Origin of the sequence: Suipraeoptans intestinalis, assembly GCF_034091795.1 — a bacterium.
Lineage (GTDB): Bacteria > Bacillota > Clostridia > Lachnospirales > Lachnospiraceae > Suipraeoptans > Suipraeoptans intestinalis.
The window spans coordinates 75,278-96,014 of sequence record NZ_JAXFXH010000014.1 but is presented as its reverse complement, the minus strand read 5'-3'; the positions used below and the strand labels follow the sequence as shown (position 1 = coordinate 96,014).

Below are 20,737 nucleotides of genomic sequence, written 5' to 3'. Positions count from 1 at the left end.
TTTAAGGAGCCATTTTGGCGTGAACCAGATGGCAGTAGGTGCGTCCGCTTTCCGTGTAAGTCTGGAATTCTCCCACTACAGTCACTTCCGCTCCCTGCTCCGGATAATCCTCCGGATACCGGCGGGATTCCTCCAGTACAAATTCCAGTCCCTGGGTACAGCAGGCAGTGGCGTCCGCCACGATCACAGCAAAGTAATAGGAATCTTTGGAAGGCCCCTGGTAGACAGAGAAGGCGCCCTTCATCTTTACACGTTTTCCGGCATACTCCTGGGGAGCGATCATCATCTGGTACACTTCAGAAAACACCATGGTGCTGCTAGAAACAGTCAGGTCCACGTCTACCTTTTCGGAAGCGAAAGGATCGGAGGAGGCGTTGTCCTGGGAAACGGAGCCGGAAGCATCGTCCTTGTCCGTTAGATTGGGATCCTGGGAGGCGTTCTCTAAAACGGCTTCCTTTTTTGCGGCTTCCTTCTTGGAGGAAGAGTCGGAGGCAGGCGTGCCGGAAGAGCGGCTGCCACTGCAGGCAGCCAAGATGGCAACAACGGACAAAAGAAGAGCACTGGCGATCAATTTTTTCATCGATGAAACACTCCTTTCAAACAGCCTGCCAGATAAAAGCAGGCAAATCCCAGCAGATCTATGGCCACGATGGTGGATCCCACAGGGGTTCCCAGAAGAATGGAAAGAAGGATCCCCGAGACAGCACAACATACAGAGAAAATAGCGGAACAGATGGTCACTCCCCGAAAGCTTTGGCAGACGCACATGGCAGAAAGCGCAGGGAAAATGATCAGAGCCGAGATCAGAAGAGAGCCCACCAGATTCATGGAAAGCACAATGATGACGGCGGTAATGACGGCGATGATCAGCTTATAGGAGGACACACGGGTTCCGGTGGCTCTGGCAAACTCCTCATCAAAGGTAATGCTGAACAGCTTGTGATAAAACAGCAGAAAAACCGTCAGAACTGCGGCAGACAAAAGGATGCACAGCCATACGTCGGAGAGGGTCAGAGTCAGGATGGAAGTCGAGCCAAACAGGGTGCTGCACACATCTCCTGCCAGATTGGAGGAGGGGGCAAACAGGTTCATGGCCAGGTATCCAAAGGCAAGAGATCCGACAGACACCATGGCGATCACCGAGTCCGGGCTGATCTGCCGTCCTTCTTTCCGCTGCAGGAGAAAAACGGCGCAGAGCACCGTAACGACCAGCACAACCGGAAGCTTGAAGGCAAGGCTTAGTACGGTAGAAAGCGACATGGCAAAAAAGGCAACATTGGAAAGACCGCTTCCGATGAAAGAAAAACGCTTTAGTACCAGAGTCACGCCCAAAAGAGAAGAGCACAGAGCGATCAGGGTACCGGCAGCCAGTGCATAGCGCACAAAGGGATAGTTCAGGTAATTTCCCAGTTTATCCAGCATGAGACTCATGACAGCACACCTCCTTTTATGGCAAGATAATTCCGGCCGATCCTGCTGTTTTTGTATTCCTGCACAGTGCCGAACCAGGGACGGTTCCCCAGATACAAAATGTGACTGGCACAGGTGACGGCTGCAGACATGTCATGGGTGATCATCATGACGGCGGCGCCATCCTTCTGGTTCAGCTCTGCGATCTGCCGGTACATGTCTGCGGTGGCCTGGGGATCCAATCCGGACACCGGTTCATCCAAAAGCAGCAGCGTCTGAGCCGCACAAAAGGCACGGGCTAAAAGAACGCGCTGCCTCTGTCCGCCGGAAAGCTGCCGAAAACATCGGTCTGCCAGGGGGAGAACCCCCATTTTTTCCATGGCTGTCAGTGCAAACGCTTTTTCCTCCGGAAGATAAAAGGGGCGAAGTCCGCATTTTCCCTGGAAGCCGGACAGGACCACTTCTTTTACAGAGGCCGGAAAGTCCTTCTGGACAACGGTCTGCTGCGGCAGATATCCGATTTCCCGGGCGCTCAGTCCGTCTTCAAACAGGACCTCCCCCGCCAGAGGCGGGAGAAGACCTAAGATGGTTTTCATTAAAGTTGTTTTTCCGGATCCGTTTTCTCCTACGATACACAGATAGTTTCCCGGTTCTACGGTAAAGTGGATCTGATCCAGAACAGGTCTGGTATCGTATCCGACGGTCAGATTCCGAACAGTCAATAGGGCCATGACATTCCTCCTATTGCAGGGCTTCCTTTAAAATGGCAAGATTATCGGTCATAATGCCAAGGTAGGTAGCGCCGTTTTTGATATCGTCTTTTGTGACAGACTGCATGGAGTCCAAAGTCAGGATCTTCTGGTTCTTTTCTGCAGTGTTGGCGACGATGGTCTCTGCGATTTCATGAGTGGCGCCTTCAATGGTGAGGACGCAGGGAAGCTTCAGTTCATCAGTTTTTTCTGCAAGAAATTTGATGGTTTCAAAGCTGGCTTCCGTTTCGGCAGAGCAGCCCACAAAGGCAGCGTAATAAGCCAGATGATAGTCCTCTGTCAGATAGCGGAAGGGGAACCGGTCTCCAAACAGCAGAGTCTTGTTGGAAGCGTTGGAAACAGCCTCTTCATAAGCCTTGTCCAGTTGAGACAAAGATTCCACATAGGTGTCTGCATTTTTGGTATAGGTCTCCTTCTGTGCAGGGTTGATGGAGGACAGTGTGGAGGCGATCTCCTTACAGAACAGGCTGGCATTTTTTAAAGAGAGCCATACATGTTCGTCATATTCTTCTTCATGCTCATGCTCTTCCTGGTGGGAATCCTCTGTGTGAGAATCTTTTTCTTCCTGGTGGGAATCCTCTTCATGAGAGTCCTCCTCTGTATGGGAATCCTTTTCTGCAGACTCGCTTTCGTGGTCTGCCTCTTCCGTATCATGGTGATCTTCTTCCTGCATGCCTTCCACCACTTCCTCTGTCTTGGCAGAATCACCCAGGACTTCCATCAGATTGATGACTTTTCGGTCCTTGTTGTCTGCATGCGCCAGGGCATCCTCTACCCATTCGTCAGACTCGCCTCCCACATAGATAAACAGATCGCAGTTGGAAATGGCAACCAGATCGTCGGCGGTCGGCTGGTAGTTGTGCAGATCCACGCCCTTATCGGCCAGAAGCGTCAGATCTACCTGGTCCTTTTGATCGCCCAGGATCTCACGAACCCAGTCATAGGCAGGAAAGATGGTGGTAACGACATGGATCTTCTTTTTGGCGTTTTGTTCGGTATTCGTTTTTGCGGAGCAAGCAGAAAACATGCCGCTCATAACCAGGACGGTACAAAGTAAAATTGCTATTTTTCTCATAAAATCCTCCCAATATAAAATAAATGAAATAACTGGTATGATGCCGGCAGGCAAAGCAGACAGCAAAGCATGCAGGCAGAGTGTCCGAAAAGGCAACGAAAACAAAGCCTATCTGTCAGATAGACGAAAAACGCTGCCCGGAAAGACTTCAATGAGAAAGCTTGACCTTGAGAGTGACCAGAGACTCGATCCGCTTTCCTTCCACGAAAACGGAAGGGCAAAGGAACCGGAAGAGGACCCACACCAAAAGGACGGCGGCAAAAAAAGCAACATCTCCCAGGGAGTGGACTGTTTGCTCGCACAGGAGGATCCGCTCGCAGGTGGAGCAGTGATGGTGGGTACAAACATGATGTGACTGCACGGAAGGGAAGACAGAAGAAAAGAGCACGACAAAAAAGACTGCGGCTGCAAGCGACAATGCCAATATACGTCTGCGTGTTATCATGCCAGATCCCTCCCGAAGCTTTTGCTCTATCATACCATCATGTGCCGGGGGATACAAGATGGAAGAAGGGATTTGGGATTTTGGCGATTGTGCTTTTTCCTGCGGTTTGGTAAGATACAGACAAAGATATCTGCAGAAGCAAGCCGGGTCAGACAGGCTGGAGGGCGGATGCAGGACGTGAAGCAGGAGCAGGCAGACAGGCTGAAAAAGTCTGTCAAAACCATACAGGAAGAGGCGGAAGAAGGCCATGTGGGAGCGAGTGGGAAAAGATCAAAAAAGGAAAGCGGCAGGGAATGCGAAGGACAAAAAGAAGAGGATCCTTTTTCTGGCAGGAGGGATCCTGGGATGTCTGGTGCTTGGAGGGATCCTGACTGTCTGGCTGCTTGCCGGAAAGCACACGGAAAGCAAAAAGGCCGGAGAAGGGAAGCCGTATCATGCCCACTATGTACTGATCGCAGAAAGTATGGAAGACCGGCAGTGGGAAACCCTGTACCAGGAAATGAAGGAGCAGGGGGCCGCATCCGGGATCTATGTGGAGTGCCTGAATCGGACGTTTCCCCAGGAGTATACCAGGGAAGATTATTTGAAGATAGCCGTTTCCATGCAGGTGGACGGGATCATTCTGGAGGGAGAGGACGATCAGAAGCTGAACGGACTGGTAGATCAGGCCGTAGACAGGAAAATACCGGTGATCACCCTGATGACAGACTGCGAGGGGAGCAAAAGGCAGTGCTTTATTGAGATGGGGAAATACAATCTGGGGCGGGAGTATGCAAGACAGATCATAGAAACGGTTACCAAGGATACCCAGAAGGTACTGGTTTTGGTACACAGTGTAAAAAAGGACAACAGCCAGAACCTGATCCTGGGAGGGATCAGGGATACCCTGAAAAATGAAGGGAACCATCTGAACCTGGAGCTGGAAACCCAGGTAGTGGAAAACAGTGAGTTTGATTCGGCGCAGATGATCCGACAGCGGATTTTAAGCGGCTCAGACATTCCGGACATTCTAATCTGTCTGAACGATCAGGATACTACCAGCGTCTATCAGGTACTGGCAGACTATAATATGCTGAAAACGGTGAAGCTGATCGGCACGTCTACGGAAGATCTGATCCTCAACGGCATCAGAAAAGGGTCGGTGCTTTCGGTGATCCAGCCGGATGCAGCCCAGGCCGGAAGAAAATGTCTGGAGGCTTTGGAAAATTACAGGGAAAACGGACATGTCAGCGACTATATGGCGCTGGATGCAAAAGTGATCCATGAAGAGAATGTAAAGGAGTATCTGGCGAATGAAACAGCAAAGTAGACCCAAATATCCCATGAAGCTCCAGATGCGCATCCTGCTGGTCTGCCTGCTGACCTTTGTGACCGGCTTTGCGGTAACCGGATACCTGAACATGAAAAACAGCAGCATCCTGAAGCAGATCGAAAAGACTTATTTCGGGAATCAGCTACTGATGAAAAACCAGGAGATCCTGCAGAACATCCAGGGAGACGTCAACGAATATCTCAATACCAAGAGCACGAAATCCCTGTCGGATTACTATGACAAGGAAAGCGAGTATCGAAAGCTTCTGAAGTCCTTCAACACCGGGATGACAGGAAATGAAGAGCTGATGATGGAAAAAAATATCTATCATATGTCCGAATCTTATCTGGAGGTGGCGGCAGCGGCGATCCAGGCAAAAAGAGGAAGAGATATCGAAGAATACCGGAAACGGTACGAGGCTTTGACGGAACAGTATGAATACCTCTCGGCAGCGATCTATACGTTGAACAACCGTAAATTTGAGAAAAATTCTGCGGCTTACGAGGAGATCGCGGCAGTGACCAGACAGAACGGGATCAAAAATGCGGTGTTGATCGCAGTGACCGCCGTGCTGAATATGCTGTTGGTGCTGCTGTTGACGGGAAGACTGGTGAAGCCATTGAAAAATCTGGTGGAGGCGTCCAAAAAAGTAGGTACAGGAAATCTGGAGATCCAGCTGACAGAAACAGGCAGGCAGGACGAGATTGACGTGGTGATGCACGCGTTCAACCAGATGGTTTTCAGTCTGAAGCAGTATATCCTGAATCAGCAGGAAAGCCTGCAAAGAGAAAACGCTATGAAGGAAAAAGCCATTCTGGCGGAGAGTCACCTAAAGGATGCCCAGCTAAAATATCTGCGTGCACAGATCAACCCCCACTTTCTGTTTAATACGCTGAATGCCGGTGCTCAGCTTGCCATGATGGAAGAGGCGGACGGAACCTACCGCTATCTGCATACAGTGGCAGATTTTTACCGCTATGCAGCGCAGCAGGACAGTGGAGTCGTCACGGTGGAAAAGGAGATCGAGCTGATCGACGATTATATGTACATTTTGAATGTAAGATATTCCGGGGAGATCGCCTATGAGAAAAAGGTCGATCCGTCCGTGCTGGAGTACCGGATGCCGGGAATGATCCTGCAGCCTATCGTAGAAAACTGCGTCAAACACGGGCTGGGAGAACTGGAAACCGGAAAGAAGATCACGCTGGAGGCTGTCTGTGAGGAAGACCAGATCGCTATTTCCGTCCGGGACAACGGAGTGGGGATGAAGCAGGAGCTGATCCGGAGGCTTTTGAAAGTGGACCGGCGGACGGAGGTGGAGGAATCTATTTCCGAATCGGGAGGGATCGGTATGAAAAATGTGATCGCAAGACTGCGGATGTACTATGACCGGGATGATATTATGGAAATCACCAGCACAGAAGAACACATGGGAACAGAAGTGACCTTATATTTGCCGATAGGAAGGAAAGAAGACCGTGTATAAGATATTGATAGCAGACGATGAAGAGATTGTGATCAATGCCCTGACGTTTATCATTGACAAACATTTTCCGGGGATATGCTCCATAAAGACAGCCAAATCCGGCAGGATGCTGATCGAGACCGCAGAGGAATTCGGACCGGATATTGCCTTTATCGATATTCAGATGCCGGGGATCAATGGGATCAGCGCCATGAAGGAGGTGCGCAAGACCAACGCATCTACGATCTTCATTATCGTAAGCGCCTTTGACAAGTTTGATTATGCCAGGGAAGCCATACAGCTGGGCGTGATGCGCTATATCAATAAGCCCATCGAAAAGACCCAGATCGTGGAGACCCTGAAAAAGGCCATGGAACAGGTGGATCAGCAGAAGAAGAAGAGAAGCAGTGACCTGCAGACGAGAGAAAAGCTGGAGATCGTAGTTCCCATTATCGAGAGCGGACTGATCTACACCATGCTGTCGGGAAAGGGAGAAAAAGAGGGACTGGACAGCTACATCAGCCTTCTGGATATCCGGGAAAAGCGGGGCAACATCATGGTGATCAAATGCGGCGATCTTGGAGAAAAGGGAGAGCTGGCAAATGCAGTGGGCACCAGCATCCGGATACAGGGAAAATACCCTCAGATCAAGGAGATCATCAAACGCTATTTTTCCTGCATTGTAGGCGCCATGATGGGCAATATGATCGTTGTCTATCTGCCGGGAGAAGGAATGGCGGAAGAGGAGGAATACGACAGCCGGATCCGGCAGATCGAAGAAGCCAGAAAAATGGGTCGGGATCTTCAAAAGGAAGCGCAGGTACAGACCAGGATTGCCTTTGGATCCAACAAGGAGATCCACTGCGCGGTGGAGTCCTATCAGGAAGCCCTGCAGGCGCTGGCCATCGGTACGGGACTGGTGGTACATGCAAAGGACCTGCCCATCGGATGCAGCTATGAGGGAGATTACCCGATCGCCCTGGAGAAGCGACTTTATGAATCGGTGGAACAGGGGGATCTGGCGGGAACCCTAAGCAGCGTCAACCGGTTTTTTGAATGGATGGTAACGGATCATGGGGATTCGCCCATGGATGTCAAGCTAAAGGTACTGGAAATGGTGTTCCAGACGGAGACCATTGGATATAAGAGCGGCGGGATGACCTACCGGTTTTCCTCCAGAAGTCAGTACCTGCAGGATGTGACGGAGATGGAGGATTACGGGCAGCTACGCAGATGGTTTGAAAAAAAGGTGGAAAAAGCCTGCCGGAATGTGATGACCAAAAAAGAGGAAAGCTCTGTGGATCTGGTGGAACAGGCGAAAAACTATATCAAGGAGACCTACAAGAAGGATCTTTCTTTGGATGAGGTTTCCCGGGAGCTGAAGATCAGCCCCTACTATTTCAGTAAGCTGTTTAAAAAGAAAACGGGAAAGAATTTTATCGAATACCTGACGGAAATCCGGATCCAGAGGGCCAAGGAGCTGCTTGGAAGTACAGATATGTCCATGAAGGAGGTCTGCGCGCAGACAGGATACAGTGATCCCAATTATTTCAGCAGGATCTTCAAAAAGCAGACGGGGGTGTCGCCCACAGAGTACAAGGAAGGGAGTCAGGCATGAAAAAGCAAAGACTGTTGTTGATCCTGGGGATGCTCCTGCTTCTTTTGGGAGGCTGCCGGATACAGGAAAAAGACGATTCCCATCAGAAGAAAAGCGTGCAGATCGGAGTGATCTTTGACACCTTTGTGGTGGAAAGGTGGCAGAGGGACCGGGATGTTTTTGTGGCCACGGCCCAGAGCCTGGGAGCAGAGGTGGACATTCAAAATGCCAACGGGAGTGTAGAAAAGCAGGAGGAAAGCATTCGCTATTATATCAAAAAGAAGATGGACTGTATCGTGATCGTACCCATTGAATCCGAGGCGCTCCTGGACGAGATCCGGATGGCGCAGAAAGAGGGGATCAAGGTGATTTCCTATGATCGACTGGTACAGGGAGGAAAGACGGATCTTTATGTGTCCTTTGACAGTGAAGAGGTAGGAAGGCTGATGGGGAAGGCCTTTGGAGATACGCTGAAACCGGGGGACGGCGTGGTAATGGTCTGCGGATCCAAAACAGACGGGAACGTAGCCATGATGGAAACGGGGTTTCGCAAAGCTGCGTCCGAATATGGTCTGGAGATCCTGGACGTGACCTATGCCGCAGACTGGGAGGCAGAGGAAGCCAGGAAATATGTAGACGGACATGTGGAGTTGATGAGAAAAGCCAGAGGAGTGATGTGCGGAAACGACAACCTGGCAGGCAGCGTCCTGCAGGCTCTTGCGGAAAATCAGCTGGAGATCCCGGTGGTAGTGGGACAGGATGCGGATCTGGATGCCTGCCAGCGCATTGTGGAGGAATCCCAGTATATGACCGTCTATAAGCCGGTGGAAAAACTTGCGAAAAAAGCGGCGGAAGCTACGGTGAAGCTGGCAAAGGGCAGGAAGATTGCCGAAGAAAATCAGATCAGTGACGGCAAATACCAGGTTCCGTACATACGGCTCCGCCCTCTGGCAGTCACCAAAAAGAATATCAATGCCACCATCATAGACAGCGGATTCCACATAAAAGAAGAAATCTATCTGAACCGTCCGGAAGAGATGCCGTGACAAGGACGGGGGATGCAGGCAGGACTTTTTTGGCGGGCAAAATATGCATGACAGAAATGTGCTAGAAAAGAAGATTCGGAAGAAAAGAAGGATGGAAAATATTCAGAAAGTAACAAGTTAGTACAGAGTTTTACATGATATAGTAGCTGCAGAGAAAGAAGCAGCTACTATTTTTTTAAGGAGGAAAACACATGAAAAAGAGAGTACTAAGCATGGTACTGGCGGCAGCGCTGGTACTGGGACTGCTGGCCGGATGTGCATCCGGTAAAAAGGACGACAAAAAAACAGAAGACAAGAAGGACGGAGAAATTCAGGTAGGTATCGTTCTTCCCACAAAAGACGAGCCCAGATGGCTTCAGGATCAGGCACAGTTTGAAAGAGTGTTGGGAGAAGCAGGATTTACCAACCAGGTATTATTCAGTCAGGGATCTTCCGCAACGGAAAAAACCAATGTAGAGACCCTGATTTCCCAGGGGATCAAAGTGTTGATCATCTGTGCACAGGACGGTGCGGCAGCCGCGGCTGCAGTGGAAGAGGCAAAGAATGCAGGCGTAACGGTGATCGCTTATGACCGTCTGATCACAGGAACCGACGCAGTGGACTACTATGTTACCTTTAACAGCTTTGCAGTAGGACAGGCGCAGGGACAGTACCTGATTGACAACGCTCCGGAGGGAAAGGACGTTCCTCTGTATCTGTATGCAGGAGCCGCAACAGACAACAATGCATTCATCTTCTTTGAAGGCGCATGGTCCGTACTTCAGCCGAAGATTGCCGACGGAACCTTCAAGATCGAAAACTCCTCCGAGGCAGAGGCACTGAAGGACAAGACAGAGCTGTCCAGAGATGAGATCGCCAAGATCATCGGACAGGTAACGACAGACTGGGATTTCAATGTGGCAAAATCAAAAGCAGAGGCAAACCTGACTTCTGTAGACGGAAATGCCAAGGGAGACGTTTTGGTTCTGGCTCCGAATGACGGAACCGCACGTTCCATCGCTGATGTGTTTGCGGCAGACAAGGAAATCAAAAGCTATGTGATCACAGGTCAGGATTCTGAAAAGGCATCCGTACAGTATATCATAGACGGAAAGCAGTCCATGACGGTATTTAAGGATACCCGGACACTGGCTGCCGATTCTGTGGACATGGCACTTTCCATCCTGAAAGGAGATACACCTGCGACAGACACCACCTACAACAATGAAAAAATAGATGTTCCGGCAAAAGAAACACCGATCATCGTAGTAACAAAAGACAACGTGAAAAAAGCTTTGATCGATTCAGGATACTACAAAGAATCTGAGTTTACAGGCTTATAAGAAAGAAAAAGCAGCAAATCGGCTTTATAAGCGTGAAAGCTATAAAGCCGATTTGTCGTTGAAGCACATCGAAGGAGACGACAGCAGGCAGGGACCGGGCGGGAACTGGGATGGATGTGCAGGAGCATGGAAAGGAAGGGAGACAAAGTATGAGTGATCATATCCTTGAAATGAAACATATTACCAAAGAGTTTCCGGGAGTGAAGGCGCTGGATAATGTAAACTTTCAGGTCAGACGGGGAGAGATCCATTGTCTGGTGGGAGAAAACGGAGCGGGGAAATCCACCCTGATGAAAGTGTTGTCTGGTGTGCATCAATACGGAAGCTACAGCGGAGATATCGTTTACAATGGCGAGGTACAAAAGTTTCGGTCTATCGCAGACAGCGAGGCAAAGGAGATCGCCATCATCTATCAGGAGCTGGCGCTGGTGCCGGAACTGAGTATTTATGAAAACATCTATTTTGGACATGAGATCCTGTCCGGCGGAAGGATCGACTGGAACGAAACCATTGTGAAGGCGAAAGAAATGCTGGAAAAAGTACGGCTTCACGCAGATCCTTCAATGAAAGTCAAAGAACTGGGAGTGGGGAATCAGCAGCTGGTGGAAATCGCCAAGGCACTGAGTAAGAATGTCAAGCTTCTGATCCTGGATGAACCCACCGCTTCCCTGAATGAAGACGACAGCAAGAATCTGCTGCAGCTGATCCGGGAGTTGAAGGAGCAGGGCGTAACCTGCATCATGATCTCCCACAAGCTGCGGGAGATCACGGCGATCGCAGATACCATCACCGTTCTCCGGGACGGAAGCACCATCTGTTCCCTGGATGCGAGAGAAAAGAAGATCACGGAAGCTGAGATCATAAAGCACATGGTGGGCCGTGAGATGAACGACATTTACCCTAAGAGGGAAAAGCAGGAGCCGGGGGAGATCGCACTGGAGCTTCGGGACTGGACGGTGGAGGATACGACAAAAGGAAAAGAGATCCTTCATCATGTCAGCCTGCATGTGAGAAAAGGGGAGATCGTGGGACTGCAGGGACTGATGGGAGCAGGAAGGACAGAGCTTGCCATGAGCATATTCGGGAATCCCACAGGCTACCGGCTGACGGGAGGATCCCTTCTGGTAGGCGGAAAAGAAAAACGGTTTAAAACGCCCAAAGAAGCGATTAAAAACGGGCTGGCCTATGTGACGGAGGACCGGAAAGGAAACGGGCTGATCCTGATTCAGAATATTCAGTACAATACCACCATTGCAAACCTGGAGGCTTTGACGGAGGGGATCGCCATTAACCAGAACGAGGAAGTCAATGTGGCAAACTATTACAAGGAGTCCATTAACATAAAAGCGCCGTCAGTGGAACAGAAGGTAGGAAACCTAAGCGGAGGAAACCAGCAGAAGGTACAGCTTGCCAAGTGGATGTTTGTAAAGCCGGACGTTCTGATCCTGGACGAGCCTACCAGAGGGATCGACGTAGGGGCAAAATTTGAGATCTATTCCCTGATGAACCGTCTGGTCAGCGAGGGGATGAGCATTATCATGATCTCATCCGAGCTTCCGGAGGTACTGGGAATGAGCGACCGCCTGTACGTCATGTCGGAAGGACGGATCACAGGGGAGCTGTCGGCGGAAGAAGCGACGGAAGAAAGAGTTATGGAATTGGCGATCAATTCGTAAGAAGGAGGAGAGAAAACATGAGTGAGAAAACGAAAAAAAGCGGATTGGGCCAGGAGATCCTTACTCTTCTGAAATCGAATATCCGTGAATATATGATGTATATTGCACTGATCCTGATCATGGGATTCTTTACGGTAAAGACCAGCGGCGGATTTATCCAGGCAAGGAACCTTGCCAATCTGGTAAATCAGGCGGGCTATGTGGCAATCCTGGCCATCGGGATGACCATTATCCTGATCCTGAAGCACATCGACCTTTCCGTGGGATATGTGGCGGGCTTCAGCGGGGCGGTGGCAGCTGTCCTGATGACCAAACACGGAATGAATGAGTGGATCGCCATCCTGGCGGTACTGGTGATGGGGCTTCTCATCGGAGTCTATCAGGGACTGCTGGTGACCAAGATGGGAGTTCCGGCCTTTGTTACCACGCTGGCGGGGATGTTTATCTTCCGGGGACTTCTGAATCTGACGTTACAGGAGACGGGAACGATCATTATTCCCAATAAAAGCTTCAACGAGCTGTCCAACGGATTTGTTCCGGACATTCCGGCAGGAACTTCCTTTCACCTCCTGACGATGCTCATCGGAGCGGCGGCAGTGATCCTCCTGATTTTTCTGCAGGTCAAAACCAGGAAGAATAAGCAAAAATATCAGTTCCATGTAATGTCTATGCCAATCTTTACCGTAAAACTGGTATGTCTGTCTGCCATCATCATGGTGATCGTCTATGTACTGGCAAGCTACAATGGAATTCCCTGGACGGCAGTGATCGTAGGGGTGGTTCTGTTTGTCTATAACTATATGCTAAATAAAACCAGACTTGGCCGGTATATTTATGGGATCGGGGGAAATGAACAGGCTGCGGAGCTTTCCGGGATCAACGTAAAGAAAGTTACCCTGATGGCATTTTGCTCCATGTCCACCCTGGCGGCCCTTGCGGGAATCCTCTACACCTCCCGCCTCCAGTCTGCCACGCCGACCGCCGGCCTGGGATTTGAGCTGGACGCCATCGCTTCTTCCTACATCGGAGGAGTAGCAGTCAGTGGCGGGATCGGCCGCGTGACCAACACCATCATCGGAGCGCTGGTGATCATGTCTTTGACCAACGGGATGAACCTGATGGGCGTGGACATTTCCTATCAGTATATCGTAAAAGGGATCATCTTTATTATTGCAGTAGCCTTTGACGTAAAGACCAGACAGAAGGGCAGATAACAAAGCAGATAATTTTCCACAGTTTTGTGGTACAATAGACGGGCAGGTGTTTCAGGAGAAAAGAAGCGCCTGCCCAAATCGTATCAGAAACAAAAAGACAAGGAGAAAGAAGAGGAATCCTATGAAAGAAAGACAGGACATCTGGCAGACACTTTATGAAACGGCAAAGCGGGAATATGCGCCGGCAGAGCTGACGCCGTTTGTCTGTGCCCGCCATGTGGTATCGGCGATAGAAGCAGAGGACGGACAGATTTTTACAGGATTTTGTGTGGAAGGCCTTTGTGGAACGATGAATTTGTGTGCGGAAAGAGCCGCGCTTCTGAATATGTATGCCCAAAGCGGGCAGACGCGGGCGAAACGGGTGATCACCTTCCGGGATCGGCCGCCCTATGGCAGCGGAAGCGGAATGCCCTGTGGAGTGTGCAGAGAATTTTTTTATCAGCTAAACGAAAAAAATAAAGATACGGAATTCCTGGTGGACTATGCTGCCAGAGAGACGGTCACACTGAAAGAATTGCTGCCCGACTGGTGGGGGCAGGAAAGAAGCCAGGAAGAGGAGAAGCAGACGTCCATGTAAAAGAGCAGGGAACCTGCAGGAAGATCAAAGAGATTATAAAAAGGATCATTGACAATCCCGGCAGGGGAGAGTACACTTCTTCTAAGTTTGAGCCGTGGAAGAAGAGGGAGTACTTTTTCTGAAAGCAGTACAGAGAGCCGCAGATGGTGAGAGTGCGGTATGTGGAGAAGAAGGAATGGACTTTGGAGGCAAGCGGAGGGTGACGCTTCGTTATCAAGGGTCGGCGTATGTTGGTACGCATGAGAGGACGTCCATGGAGGATGTCAAGCCGGGTGGCACCGCAGGAGAATACGCTCCTGTCCCTGCAAAAGATCGTGGGGACAGGGGCATTTTTGTTTACAGGAAATCGCCTTTTACGAAACAAAAAATGCCCTTCCCCAAAACAAACACAGAAAGAATGGAGGATGGAAACATGGCAGAAGAAAAAAAGATTCCGTATAAGATCTATCTGGAAGAAAAGGAGATGCCGACAGCATGGTACAATCTCCGGGCAGATATGAAAAACAAACCGGCTCCCCTTTTGAATCCGGGAACGCGAGAACCCATGAAGCAGGAAGAACTGGAGCAGGTATTTTGCAGGGAACTGGCGGCGCAGGAACTGGATGATGAGACCGCTTACATCCCCATTCCGGAGGAAATCCGCAATTTTTACCGGATGTACCGGCCATCCCCGCTGGTCAGAGCCTATTGTCTGGAGGAGAAGCTGCAGACTCCCGCAAAGATTTATTACAAATTTGAAGGCAACAACACCAGTGGAAGCCATAAGCTGAATTCTGCGATTGCCCAGGCATATTATGCCAAAAAGCAGGGGTTAAAGGGCGTGACCACCGAGACGGGAGCAGGACAGTGGGGAACCGCCTTGTCTATGGCATGTGCGTATCTGGAACTGGACTGTCGGGTCTATATGGTCAAGGTATCCTATGAACAGAAGCCCTTCCGGCGGGAAGTGATGCGAACCTACGGGGCGACGGTAACGCCGTCTCCTTCCGGGGAGACAGAGGCAGGAAGAACTATTTTGAAAAAGCATCCGGGGACCACGGGAAGCCTGGGCTGCGCGATCTCGGAAGCGGTAGAGGCCGCGGCTTCCAGGGAAGGATACCGCTATGTGCTGGGAAGTGTGTTAAATCAGGTGTTGCTGCACCAGTCCGTGATCGGTCTGGAAACGAAAACGGCCATGGATAAATATGGGATCGTGCCGGATGTGATCATCGGCTGTGCAGGCGGAGGCTCCAACCTGGGAGGACTGATCTCTCCTTTCATGGGAGAAAAAATACGGGGAGAAAAGGACTACCGCATCATCGGAGTAGAGCCGGCCTCCTGTCCGAGTTTGACCCGGGGCAGATTTGCCTACGATTTTTGTGATACGGGAATGGTGACGCCTCTGGCAAAGATGTATACCCTCGGCAATAATTTTATCCCTTCCCCCAATCATGCGGGAGGGCTGCGGTACCATGGAATGAGTCCGGTGATCTCCCAGTTGTATCATGACGGTCTGATGGAGGCGGCTTCGGTGGAACAGTCTGCCGTATTTGAAGCAGCAGAGCTGTTTGCAAGAGTAGAAGGAATCCTTCCGGCGCCGGAAAGCAGCCATGCTATCCGCGCCGCCATGGATGAGGCGCTTCGCTGCAAGGAAACGGGAGAAGAAAAGACGATCCTGTTTGGGCTGACGGGAACCGGCTATTTTGATATGGTAGCTTACGAAAAATATAACGATGGCCGGATGACGGACGAGATCCCCGGTCAGGAAGAACTGGAGAGAGGATTTGCCACCATCCCCCGGCTGTAGTCGTGGAGAAATTTCCGAAAAGAACCTGGATTTTTCGGACTTTCCTGTAAGTTTTTACAAAAATGAGGGAACGTAGCGTTTTCAGTTGCACGCAGCACTTTACTGTGCTAAAATTCAGAGATTAACAGGAAAGAGAGATGAGGAGGACAAACTATGCAGAGAGAACGCTTAGGGAGCCGGCTGGGCTTCATATTGTTGAGTGCCGGCTGCGCGATCGGGATCGGAAACGTGTGGAAATTCCCGTATATGGCAGGACAAAACGGAGGAGGAGCCTTTGTACTCATCTATTTGTTTTTCCTGATCGTGATGGGAGTTCCGGTAATGACGATGGAATTCGCCATGGGACGTGCCAGCAGAAGATCGCCGGTTCGTCTGTACCAGCAGTTGGAAAAACCCGGGAGTAAGTGGCACATCCACGGCTATATCGCCATGATCGGAAACTATGTGCTGATGATGTTCTATACGACGGTGGCAGGATGGATGATCCGGTATTTTGTGGACACGGCAAGAGGTGAATTTGAGGGAGCCGGAGCAAAGGAGGTGGCGGCCAGATTCGGTGAAATGCTGTCGCAGCCTGTGCCTATGGTGATCTACATGGGGATCGTGGTGTGCGGCGGATTTGCCATCTGTTCCATCGGCCTGCAAAAAGGACTGGAGCGGATCACCAAGTATATGATGGTGGCCCTGATACTGCTTATCATCGTACTGGCCGTCAACAGTATCCTGCTGAAGGGCGGGGCGGAAGGATTGAAGTTTTACCTGCTTCCCGATTTTGGAAAGGTGGCAGAGATCGGCGTGGGAAAGGTGATCGTAGCAGCCATGAACCAGTCGTTCTTCACGCTGAGTCTGGGAATCGGAGCCATGGCTATTTTTGGAAGCTACATCAACAACAAAAAGGCGCTGATGGGAGAGTCTATCAATGTGGCGGTGCTGGATACTTTTGTGGCCCTGATGTCGGGTCTGATCATTTTCCCTGCATGCTATGCATACGGTGTGGAGGCAACCAGCGGGCCGAGCCTGATTTTCATTACCCTGCCGAATATTTTTAACCACCTGTCATACGGAAGGTTCTGGGGAAGTCTCTTCTTTATTTTCCTGACTTTTGCAGCCTTTTCAACGGTACTGGCAGTGTTTGAAAATATCATTGCCTGCACCCGGGATCTTTTCTCCTGGAGCAGACAAAAGGCTTCGATTGTTAACTGTATCCTGATATTTGTACTATCCCTTCCCTGTGCTTTGGGCTTTAATGTACTGAGCCGGGTTCAGCCGATGGGAAAAGGGACAGGCATCCTGGATCTGGAGGATTTCATCGTCAGCAACCTGCTCTTGCCCCTGGGATCTTTGATCTTTGTTCTGTTCTGTGTTTCCAGGTATGGATGGGGCTGGGACAAATTTATGGAGGAAGCCAACAAAGGAGAAGGCGCGAAGGTGAAGTCCTGGATGAGAGGATATGTTACCTTTGTGATTCCTGTGATGATCCTGGTGATCTTTGTTCTTGGACTGATTTAAAAAGAACTGCCCGTTTCCAGATTCCGGATGGATTGGAACGGGCAGTTTTTGACGGAAAAGAAACCTTGTGTTAGAATGAAAAAAAGTGTTTTTACACGAGAAACAGAGGGAAAAGGAGGAGGAGAACATGCGGATGCGACGCCATATCAGGGAAAGAATGACGCACCAGGAACAGGTATCGGAAGCGCTGATCCTCAGCCTTTTTCTGGCATTCAGCGGAGGACTGCAGGATGCCTACACCTATATGATCCGAGACCATGTGTTTGCAAACGGGCAGACGGGCAACGTGGTACTGATGAGCGCAGGATTTATGGAGGGCAACTGGAAGATGGGACTCCGTTACCTGATTCCCGTACTGGCATTTGCGGCAGGGATCTTTCTGGCGGAGATCATAGGGACCCGGTACAAATGGGCTCGTCTGCTGCATTGGAGACAGGGGATCCTTCTGATGGAGATCGGGCTTATGATCGGCGTAGGGCTTTTATCCAGGGAATACAATCTGCTGGCAAACTGCATGGTCTCCTTTGCCTGTGCGCTGCAGGTACAGACGTTTCGGAAGGTGTGCGGCCATGCCTATGCCAGTACCATGTGTATCGGCAATCTAAGAAGCGGGACGGAAGCCTTGTCTGTCTACCTCCGGCACAGGAAAAAGGAGGACAAGGACAGGGCAGGCTATTATTTTTCCGTCATCGCCGTGTTTGCTGTAGGTGCGGGGACAGGCGGACTTCTCTCCGGATATTTTCAGGAAAAGACCATTTGGATCTCCTGTGTGATATTGGTGCTGTGCTTCCTTTTGATGGAGCTGGACCGTCTGGAACAGGAAGCCAAGGATTATAAAGAGTAGAAAAAGGCAAACGGACAACTGCGGCAAAGGGGAAGGCGGCAGCGGATATAAAGGGATGCAGATATGGAAAGATGCATAAAGGTGGCCATCGCAGGGCTGGGAAGCAGAGGATATGACGTTTACGGAAGGGCGATCAAAGCACATCCGGACAAAATGCGGATCGTAGCTGTAGCGGATCCGGATCCGGAAAAGAGAAAAAAAGCGCAGGAGGAGTACGGACTGTCAGAGCAGCAGTGCTTTTCCGATTGTGAAGAGCTGCTGAAGGCGCCGAAACTGGCAGACGTACTGGTGATTGCGACGCTGGACAAAGATCATGTGTCTCACGGGGTACCGGCGCTGGAAAAAGGATATGACCTGCTTTTGGAAAAGCCGATCGCTCCCAGCAAGGAGGCGTGTGACAGACTTTTGGATACAGCCAGAGCATACAACCGGATCGTGATGGTCTGTCATGTACTGAGATATACGCCTGTTTACCGGAAAGCGCGGGAGATCCTGCGCTCCGGAGAGATCGGGAAGATCGTGGCGATCACAGCAACAGAAAACATAGGATGGTTTCACTATACCCACAGCTTCGTCCGGGGGACCTGGGCAAGGGAGGAAGAAACCAGTCCGATCATCCTGCAGAAGTGCTGCCATGATATGGATCTGTATCTGTGGCTGGCAGACAAACGCTGCAAAAAGATTTCTTCCTTCGGGGGACTGTATCTATTTTCCCAGGAGCAGGCGCCCAGGGGAGCGGCGAAGCGATGCCTGCAGGGATGTGCGGCGAAGGAGGACTGTATTTTTGACGCGGAAAAGATCTATCTCCGGCACAGGCTGATGGGCTATGGGAATAAAAACAGAAGATGGCCGCTGGACGGAGCGGTTTCCCCGGAAGATCCCAAGGGGTCGATCCGCCGGCTTCTGGAGGAGGGACGCTACGGAAGGTGCGTCTACGCCTGCGACAACACCGTGCCGGATCATCAGGTGGTACAGATGGAGATGGAGGACGGATCCACCTTCAACTTTACCATGTGCGGTCATACGTCCGATATTTCCAGGGCTGCTAAATTTATGGGTACAAAGGGAGAAATGATCCTGCGGCTGAATCCGGACGATGTGGAGGCCTGCGAAATTACCGTAAGGATTTTTGGACTGGAGGAAAGGAGTTATTCTGTCAGGATCCGGGAGCTGGCCCAGGATTTTTCCGGACACAGCGGAGGGGAATCCCAGATGCTTCAGGAATTCTTTGATGTGATCAGCGGAAAAGACCGGGAAAAAGACGGCACCACCCTGCTGGAACAGTCTATGGAAAGCCATTACTGTGCGCTGGCGGCGGAAGAGTCCAGAAAGCGGGGCGGGGCAGTGATCGGGATGGAAGAATTCAGAAGCCGGAGGAGAGAACCTTTTCAGGCTGTCTGAAAAGGAAGGGACAGACCCTGTCCTGCAGATAAAACGTAATAAAAAAAGACAGATAGATGGAGAAAACGATGAAGAAAATTACAGCAGAAGAATTGGAAACCGTACAGAAAGATGCCTGTATCATACTGGACATCCGGAGTGAGGAAGATTATGAAAGAGGCAATCTGGGAAGCGGGCTGCACATTCCTTTGCAGAAGCTGGAGGGAAGATATCAGGAGATCCCAAAGGGCTATCCGGTGTACGTGCTGTGTCACGGAGGAGAACAGAGCATGGATGTGGTGGATACCCTCAGCAGGATGGGCTACGACGCCTACAATGTGGAGGGCGGATACAGAGGGATCCTAAGAAGACAGCTGGAGGCGACGGTTGCCAAAGCAGATGCGCTGGAGGAAAAGACGAAGGACATTGAAAAAAGCATCATAAAAAAATTCCGTAAGCCTATCTGGAGACAGTTTACCAAGGCTATTAAGGAATACCGACTGATCCAGGACGGGGACAAGATCGCCGTCTGTATCTCAGGAGGGAAGGATTCCATGCTGATGGCAAAGCTTTTGCAGGAACTGAAACGGCACGGACAAAGTACGTTTGAACTGGTGTTTCTGATCATGAATCCGGGGTACAATGCAGATAACTGGAAGATCATCCAGGACAATGCAAAGGTCCTGGGGATTCCGCTGACAGTGTTTGAAAGCGATATTTTTGACGTGGTGGCAGAAATTGAAAAAAGTCCCTGCTATCTGTGCGCCAGAATGAGAAGAGGGTATCTGTATTCCAAGGCAAAGGAATTGGGATGCAACAAGATTGCCCTGGGGCATCATTTTGACGATATGATCGAAACGGTATTGATGGGAATGTTTTACAGCGGGAAGATCGAAACCATGATGCCTAAGCTGCACAGCAAAAACTTTGAAGGGATGGAGCTGATCCGCCCCATGTATATGATAAAAGAGGCAGCCATCAAGCACTGGAGGGATTATAACGGGCTGCACTTTATCCAGTGTGCCTGCCGGTTTACGGAGCACTGCTCCATCTGCGGAGGGGAGAAGGGATCCAAAAGAGATGAAATGAAAGCGCTGGTGTCTCATTTCAGAACCGTCAGTTCGGTGGTGGATCAGAATATTTTCAGAAGCGTCCACAATGTAAACCTGGGGACTCTCATCGGATATCATAAAGGCGAGGAAGCCTATTGCTTTCTGGATGACTACGAGGAAAGAGGAAGAGGAAAGAAAGAGGCGGATCCGTCAGAGCAGGAAGACGCATAAGGAAAAAGGGGAACGGGAAAGGAGCT

Annotated in this window: 18 protein-coding genes; 14 read left to right on the top strand and 4 right to left on the bottom strand. The window is 50.5% G+C overall.

All coding sequences use genetic code 11. The features are described 5' to 3' along the window. Position 1: 1 nt before the first annotated feature. From SOW26_RS05015 to SOW26_RS05000, 4 genes are read right to left on the bottom strand one after another with little or no spacing between them, the layout of a single operon-like run. Positions 2-580 (bottom strand): hypothetical protein, encoded by a 579-nt coding sequence (locus tag SOW26_RS05015; RefSeq protein WP_320652003.1) that lies wholly within the window; start codon positions 578-580, stop codon positions 2-4. Then, the gene (locus SOW26_RS05010; protein ID WP_418896395.1) at positions 577-1,422 is read right to left on the bottom strand and encodes a metal ABC transporter permease; all 846 of its coding nucleotides are present in this window, start codon (positions 1,420-1,422) and stop codon (positions 577-579) included. The genes SOW26_RS05015 and SOW26_RS05010 overlap by 4 nt, the downstream gene beginning before the upstream one ends. A gap of 5 nt (positions 1,423-1,427) precedes the next feature. After that, positions 1,428-2,141 carry a metal ABC transporter ATP-binding protein gene (locus tag SOW26_RS05005; protein ID WP_320652001.1) on the bottom strand — a complete coding sequence of 238 codons (714 nt, stop codon included), beginning with the start codon at positions 2,139-2,141 and terminating at the stop codon, positions 1,428-1,430. Between the two features lie 10 nt (positions 2,142-2,151). Continuing rightward, on the bottom strand, positions 2,152-3,255 hold the full coding sequence (locus tag SOW26_RS05000; RefSeq protein ID WP_276959563.1) for a metal ABC transporter substrate-binding protein: 1,104 nt from the start codon (positions 3,253-3,255) through the stop codon (positions 2,152-2,154). A 151-nt stretch (positions 3,256-3,406) separates the two neighbouring features. Here SOW26_RS05000 and SOW26_RS04995 point away from each other — a divergent pair, with 151 nt between their 5' ends. The 14 genes from SOW26_RS04995 (at position 3,407) to SOW26_RS04930 (ending at position 20,711) form a co-directional block, all read left to right on the top strand. After that, positions 3,407-3,610: a hypothetical protein gene (locus SOW26_RS04995; RefSeq protein ID WP_276959565.1), complete on the top strand. Its 204-nt coding sequence runs from the start codon at positions 3,407-3,409 to the stop codon at positions 3,608-3,610. Positions 3,611-3,947: 337 nt separating this feature from the next. After that, on the top strand, positions 3,948-5,009 hold the full coding sequence (locus SOW26_RS04990) for a sugar ABC transporter substrate-binding protein (protein WP_320652000.1): 1,062 nt from the start codon (positions 3,948-3,950) through the stop codon (positions 5,007-5,009). Beyond that, entirely contained in the window at positions 4,993-6,498 is a 1,506-nt protein-coding gene (locus SOW26_RS04985; RefSeq protein WP_276959569.1) for a sensor histidine kinase, read from the top strand. The genes SOW26_RS04990 and SOW26_RS04985 overlap by 17 nt, the downstream gene beginning before the upstream one ends. After that, positions 6,491-8,095 carry a response regulator transcription factor gene (locus tag SOW26_RS04980; protein ID WP_276959571.1) on the top strand — a complete coding sequence of 535 codons (1,605 nt, stop codon included), beginning with the start codon at positions 6,491-6,493 and terminating at the stop codon, positions 8,093-8,095. Before SOW26_RS04985 ends, SOW26_RS04980 begins: the two co-directional genes overlap by 8 nt. Further along, positions 8,092-9,120 carry a sugar ABC transporter substrate-binding protein gene (locus SOW26_RS04975; protein ID WP_320651999.1) on the top strand — a complete coding sequence of 343 codons (1,029 nt, stop codon included), beginning with the start codon at positions 8,092-8,094 and terminating at the stop codon, positions 9,118-9,120. Before SOW26_RS04980 ends, SOW26_RS04975 begins: the two co-directional genes overlap by 4 nt. 191 nt (positions 9,121-9,311) lie before the next feature. Beyond that, positions 9,312-10,442, top strand: coding sequence for a sugar ABC transporter substrate-binding protein (locus tag SOW26_RS04970; RefSeq protein WP_320651998.1), 1,131 nt, complete (start codon positions 9,312-9,314; stop codon positions 10,440-10,442). 149 nt (positions 10,443-10,591) lie between these two features. Next, positions 10,592-12,118 (top strand): sugar ABC transporter ATP-binding protein, encoded by a 1,527-nt coding sequence (locus SOW26_RS04965; RefSeq protein WP_276958805.1) that lies wholly within the window; start codon positions 10,592-10,594, stop codon positions 12,116-12,118. Positions 12,119-12,135: 17 nt separating this feature from the next. Next, entirely contained in the window at positions 12,136-13,332 is a 1,197-nt protein-coding gene (locus SOW26_RS04960; protein WP_154478370.1) for a sugar ABC transporter permease, read from the top strand. A 121-nt stretch (positions 13,333-13,453) separates the two neighbouring features. Further along, a complete protein-coding gene (locus tag SOW26_RS04955; protein WP_276958807.1) occupies positions 13,454-13,909 on the top strand; it encodes a cytidine deaminase family protein in 456 nt (151 codons plus the stop codon). 412 nt (positions 13,910-14,321) lie between these two features. Continuing rightward, entirely contained in the window at positions 14,322-15,695 is a 1,374-nt protein-coding gene (locus tag SOW26_RS04950; protein WP_276958808.1) for a TrpB-like pyridoxal phosphate-dependent enzyme, read from the top strand. Positions 15,696-15,848: 153 nt separating this feature from the next. Further along, complete coding sequence (locus SOW26_RS04945; RefSeq protein WP_154478376.1) at positions 15,849-17,204, top strand: sodium-dependent transporter; 1,356 nt, start codon at positions 15,849-15,851, stop codon at positions 17,202-17,204. 127 nt (positions 17,205-17,331) lie between these two features. Beyond that, positions 17,332-18,048, top strand: a complete 717-nt coding sequence (locus tag SOW26_RS04940) for a YoaK family protein (protein WP_235899437.1) — start codon at positions 17,332-17,334, stop codon at positions 18,046-18,048. 63 nt (positions 18,049-18,111) lie between these two features. Next, positions 18,112-19,449, top strand: coding sequence for a Gfo/Idh/MocA family protein (locus SOW26_RS04935; RefSeq protein ID WP_320651997.1), 1,338 nt, complete (start codon positions 18,112-18,114; stop codon positions 19,447-19,449). Positions 19,450-19,517: 68 nt separating this feature from the next. Next, positions 19,518-20,711 (top strand): PP-loop family protein, encoded by a 1,194-nt coding sequence (locus SOW26_RS04930; RefSeq protein ID WP_320651996.1) that lies wholly within the window; start codon positions 19,518-19,520, stop codon positions 20,709-20,711. Positions 20,712-20,737 lie beyond the last annotated feature (26 nt).

Excerpts from the sequence above, each read along its gene's own strand:
- SOW26_RS04965 (WP_276958805.1), top strand. The coding sequence starts at position 10,592 with ATGAGTGATCATATCCTTGAAATGAAACATATTACCAAAGAGTTTCCG.
- SOW26_RS04935 (WP_320651997.1), top strand. The coding sequence starts at position 18,112 with ATGGAAAGATGCATAAAGGTGGCCATCGCAGGGCTGGGAAGCAGAGGA.
- SOW26_RS05005 (WP_320652001.1), bottom strand. The coding sequence starts at position 2,141 with ATGGCCCTATTGACTGTTCGGAATCTGACCGTCGGATACGATACCAGA.
- SOW26_RS04990 (WP_320652000.1), top strand. The coding sequence starts at position 3,948 with ATGTGGGAGCGAGTGGGAAAAGATCAAAAAAGGAAAGCGGCAGGGAAT.
- SOW26_RS04975 (WP_320651999.1), top strand. The coding sequence starts at position 8,092 with ATGAAAAAGCAAAGACTGTTGTTGATCCTGGGGATGCTCCTGCTTCTT.
- SOW26_RS04930 (WP_320651996.1), top strand. The coding sequence starts at position 19,518 with ATGAAGAAAATTACAGCAGAAGAATTGGAAACCGTACAGAAAGATGCC.
- SOW26_RS04945 (WP_154478376.1), top strand. The coding sequence starts at position 15,849 with ATGCAGAGAGAACGCTTAGGGAGCCGGCTGGGCTTCATATTGTTGAGT.
- SOW26_RS04995 (WP_276959565.1), top strand. The coding sequence starts at position 3,407 with ATGAGAAAGCTTGACCTTGAGAGTGACCAGAGACTCGATCCGCTTTCC.
- SOW26_RS04955 (WP_276958807.1), top strand. The coding sequence starts at position 13,454 with ATGAAAGAAAGACAGGACATCTGGCAGACACTTTATGAAACGGCAAAG.
- SOW26_RS04950 (WP_276958808.1), top strand. The coding sequence starts at position 14,322 with ATGGCAGAAGAAAAAAAGATTCCGTATAAGATCTATCTGGAAGAAAAG.
- SOW26_RS04940 (WP_235899437.1), top strand. The coding sequence starts at position 17,332 with ATGCGGATGCGACGCCATATCAGGGAAAGAATGACGCACCAGGAACAG.
- SOW26_RS04960 (WP_154478370.1), top strand. The coding sequence starts at position 12,136 with ATGAGTGAGAAAACGAAAAAAAGCGGATTGGGCCAGGAGATCCTTACT.
- SOW26_RS05000 (WP_276959563.1), bottom strand. The coding sequence starts at position 3,255 with ATGAGAAAAATAGCAATTTTACTTTGTACCGTCCTGGTTATGAGCGGC.
- SOW26_RS04970 (WP_320651998.1), top strand. The coding sequence starts at position 9,312 with ATGAAAAAGAGAGTACTAAGCATGGTACTGGCGGCAGCGCTGGTACTG.
- SOW26_RS04985 (WP_276959569.1), top strand. The coding sequence starts at position 4,993 with ATGAAACAGCAAAGTAGACCCAAATATCCCATGAAGCTCCAGATGCGC.
- SOW26_RS05010 (WP_418896395.1), bottom strand. The coding sequence starts at position 1,422 with ATGCTGGATAAACTGGGAAATTACCTGAACTATCCCTTTGTGCGCTAT.
- SOW26_RS05015 (WP_320652003.1), bottom strand. The coding sequence starts at position 580 with ATGAAAAAATTGATCGCCAGTGCTCTTCTTTTGTCCGTTGTTGCCATC.